Genomic DNA, 3,946 nt, shown 5'->3' with positions numbered 1-3,946 from the left:
CGGACTACCGGCCCAGTGCCGTTCGCGGGCGGTCCCGCAGGGGGCTACTCGCCGAAGCCCGAGGGGCCGAGCGGGTCGGGCTGCCGGGGCGGGTACGGGTTGACCTTCGGGCACATCAGCTTCCCGGGGTCGGGCAGCGGTACCAGCAGGTCGCTGATGTCCCTCGGCTGCTTGCACTGGCCGTTGGGCGCGTAGCGCGAGCAGTGCCCCTCGGTGTCGGCGGTGCTCTGCGCGATCCAGGCCAGCGCGCCGGGGCCCCAGTGCGGGTCCGGCATGTACTTGCTGGCGGTGGCGGAGCCGGCCATGCCGAAGAGCAGGCCCAGCGCGCAGATGGCGCCGACGGCCACACCGCGCGGGTTGAGGCGCAGCGGCAGCCGGCGGCCGGTGTCCTCGGCCGACTCGGCGGCGGGGGCCGCGGCGGGGCCCTGGCGGCGGCGGACGATCAGGTAGCACGCCAGGCCGACGAGGACCAGCAGGCAGTAGAGCAGCTGGGCGCTGGTGCGCGGGTAGAGCATGACGGCCTGGTCGCGCTCCATGTGGGAGGCGTACCAGTAGCGCATCAGCAGGGCGCTCGCGGTACAGGCGGCGGCGGTCAGGACGGTGGTCCGGCCGATCCCGAGGGCCAGCGCCACGCCCAGGCCGACCAGCAGGAGGATCGTGAAGAGGCCGACCCCGCCGATCTCGCCGGGGACCGGCCAGGTGCTCTGGCCGTCGGTGCCGGGGAGGTCGTCGCGCCACATCGCGAAGTAGGTCGGCTCGGTGTAGGTGTCGAAGTAGCAGTACCGGTCGATCGTGCTGCCGGCGGAGCCGAGCAGCCGGACCAGGTAGACGCCGGAGACGAGCAGGAAGACCCCGCCGGCGGCGCCGATCGCGCACAGGCCGTTGAGCAGGCCGGGGGTTCCGCCGGTCCGGCGGGCGCGCAGCAGCAGCACCACGGTGAGGACCACCACTCCGGCCGCGGACCACACGAACCAGCCGGAGTAGAGGAGGAACAGCAGCCCGATCCCGAGGCCGAGCACGGCGCCGCGGACGGCCGCGGTGCGGCGCGGGAGCTCCGGCGCGCGCTGGATGAGCCGCATCAGCTTCGCCAGCACGGGGAGGAAGGCGACGAGCACGAAGGTGGTGTACGGCTTGTACGGCTGCGCCATCGGCAGGGCGGCGGTGACGCCGATCCCGAGCGCCCAGAGCGGGGGCAGCAGCAGCCGCCAGGACAGGTAGGCGAGCGGGCCGAGCATCGCGACGAACAGCAGGTCGACGAGCTTGAGCGCGTAGCCGACCTGCCCGTGGGTGACGTGCTCGGCGACGAAGGCGACGATGTGCGGGAACAGCGGCGGGTAGGCGCCGTCGAGGGACTTGCCGTCCATCAGGGCGCCGACCCAGGCCTGGAGGCTGCCGGAGTCGCCCTGCTGGGCGTACAGCGGCCAGTTGGTGTCGCGCAGCGCGAGCGAGATGCCGGCCGCCAGGACGCCGGAGGACAGGCCGGCGACCGCGGCGGCGGCGAACCGCACCGGGAGGTCCGCCCAGCGGCGCATCGCCGGCACCAGGACCAGGACCACGATGCCGATCAGCAGCAGGAGCCGGAGCTGGAGCGCGGCGAGACCGCTGACCTGGCCGACCCTCGACATGGGGTTCAGCCGGACGGACCAGGCCAGCCCGGTCATCAGCAGCGCCGCCGTGGCCGCGGTCAGGATCTCCGCGGTCCAGAGGACGGCGGGGAGGCGAAGAGCGGCGGCCCGTCTCCTCTGACTGGGCGGTATGCCCTGATGCCTGCCCTCGGCGGGGGCGGGCTGGACGCTCGTCGTCACTGTTCGGTCCTTCTGCTCTCCCGCAGCGGTTCGGATGCGGGGGCGGTGTGTGGTTTCGGTGGCCGGACACCGCGATTCTGCCAGCACCTCGGTCGGGGGATCCGCACGGGCCGAACCACCGTTCCCGTACGGGCCGTTGTCGTCAACGGGGGAGGAGCGCGTTGGCTCCGGCCGATCACCGCGTGGCACACTGCCGATGCGCTTCGACGAGTGGTGGGAGCCGTGGCGGGCCGTCCGGAGCCGGCCATGACGAGATCGTCAACTCATACAAGTAGGGAAGTGTCTCGGTGCAGCCGCTGATCGACTCTGCCCACACGTCCGACGGGCCGGGCCGGGGTGAGGAAGGCGGCGGGAGCGCGCCCGCCACCCGGGCCCCGGCCGTGCCGCCCCGGCTGCGGGCGCTGGCCGCCCACCGCTGGTTCTGGCCGGTGGTCCTGCTGCTCGGGTACGGCGGGCAGGTGGTGTTCCGCCTGGTGCTGTCGATCCACAACTACTTCCCGTCGGTGCACGCCGACGAGGACTCCTACCTGGTGATCGCGCGGGTGCTTGCCGGGCGGCCGACCACCGAGATGCCGGTCGGCGTGGTGATCCCCGGCGGCTACCCGCTGCTGATCTCGCCGGCGCTGCGGATCGCCGACAACCCGGCCGCCGCGTACCACCTGATCATGGGCGTCAACGCGCTGCTCAACGCGCTGGTGTTCCCGCTCGCCGTGGCGGCGGCGCGCCGGGTGGGCCTGTCCCGGCCGCACGCGTACCTGGTGGGCACCGCCGTGGCGCTGGTGCCGCCGGTGGTCTTCTACTCCCAGTTCGTGATGTCGGACACCGTGCTCCCGGTGATCCTGCTGGCCTGGCTGCTCGCGATGCACGGCTGGCTCTCGCCCGGCACGACGCGCCGCCGCACGCTGTACGCGGCGGGGATGGGCCTGGGGGCCGGCTTCGCGCTGGCCACCCACGACCGCGGCGGCGTGGTCGTGGCGCTGACCGCGCTGGTCCTGGTGGTGGTGCTGGCCGCCGGCTGGGCGCCGCGGCTCGCCTCGCTGGCCGGTGCCGGCGGGCTCGGGCTGTCGTACCTGGGCGCGAAGCTGCTGGCGGGCTTCGTCGAGAACCAGTTCAAGGACGTGCCGCCGAGCACCGTCGGCAACAAGGTCTTCGAGAACCTCGGGGACAGCAAGTACATCGGCACGATCATCGCCCGGACCTTCGGGCAGCTCTGGTACTTCATGACCTCGACGTACGGCTTCGGGGCGGTCGCCCTGGTGCTGTGCGTGGTGGTCGTCTTCCGGCGCCGGTACACGGTGGCCGAGCGGGTGGTGGCCTTCACCATGGTGGCCCTGCTGTTCGGCACCGCGCTGGCCTCGGCGGCCGGGCTGGCGGACAACGACCGGACCGACAACTGGGTGTACGCCCGGTACTGCGCGGTGCTGGTGCCGATGTTCCTGGTGGTCGGCCTGGCCGCGCTGTGGCGGGCCGGGGTCCGCGCGCTGCTGTGGACGGCGCTGGCCGGCGTGGCGGTGATCGGGATCATCCAGCTGTCGGTCGGCGCGTACGCGGGTGCCGCGCTCAAGCTCTGGGTCAGTCCGTGGACGGTGCCGGACGCGATGTTCCTGGCCTCGACCTGGGACGACCTGCACATGGTCCGGACGAGCTTCGGCGCGCTGGCGGTGCTGGGCGCCTGCCTGCTGCTGCGGGTGGCCGGCGGGCGCCGGGTGGTGGCCGCGGTGGTGGGGTGCGTGACGGTGTTCGCCGCCTACGCGACGGTCGCCGTCACCGACAACGTCTCCGAACCGCACGCCAAGGCCCGCAAGTACCAGGCGGTGGGCGTGGCCAAGGAGGCGGGCCTGCGCAAGGGCGACAACGTCGTCCTGGACATGGACCTCGACTGGGACACCCGGATGTCGATGGCCTACGAGGTCTACTGGGGCCGGGTCTGGTCGGACGACCTGAAGGACGGCTCCGCCCCGCCGGAGGCGGCCACCGCGTACCTGGCCGGCTGGAGCAAGGGCGACCTGCCGCAGGCCAGCTGGCCGGACGCGCGGCCCGGCTGGCACGTCGCGAAGTTCAACAAGGACAGGGGCTGGGTGCTCTGGCGCAAGGACTGACCGCGGACGTCACCCCATCGGGGCCGGTGAGGAGCGCCTCAC

Annotated in this window: 2 protein-coding genes; one reads left to right on the top strand and one right to left on the bottom strand. The window is 73.1% G+C overall.

Features of this window, described 5'->3' with window-relative positions:
* Nucleotides 1-44 precede the first annotated feature (44 nt).
* Nucleotides 45-1,805, bottom strand: a complete 1,761-nt coding sequence (locus tag ACFU6K_RS33250) for a hypothetical protein (protein WP_380669420.1) — start codon at nt 1,803-1,805, stop codon at nt 45-47.
* A gap of 287 nt (nt 1,806-2,092) precedes the next feature.
* Here ACFU6K_RS33250 and ACFU6K_RS33245 point away from each other — a divergent pair, with 287 nt between their 5' ends.
* Nucleotides 2,093-3,904: a hypothetical protein gene (locus ACFU6K_RS33245; RefSeq protein WP_380669418.1), complete on the top strand. Its 1,812-nt coding sequence runs from the start codon at nt 2,093-2,095 to the stop codon at nt 3,902-3,904.
* Nucleotides 3,905-3,946 lie beyond the last annotated feature (42 nt).

This window comes from Kitasatospora sp. NPDC057512, assembly GCF_042802135.1.
GTDB lineage: Bacteria > Actinomycetota > Actinomycetes > Streptomycetales > Streptomycetaceae > Kitasatospora.
The sequence above is the reverse complement of the archived record's forward strand: the minus strand, read 5'-3'. Positions and strand labels throughout refer to the sequence as shown.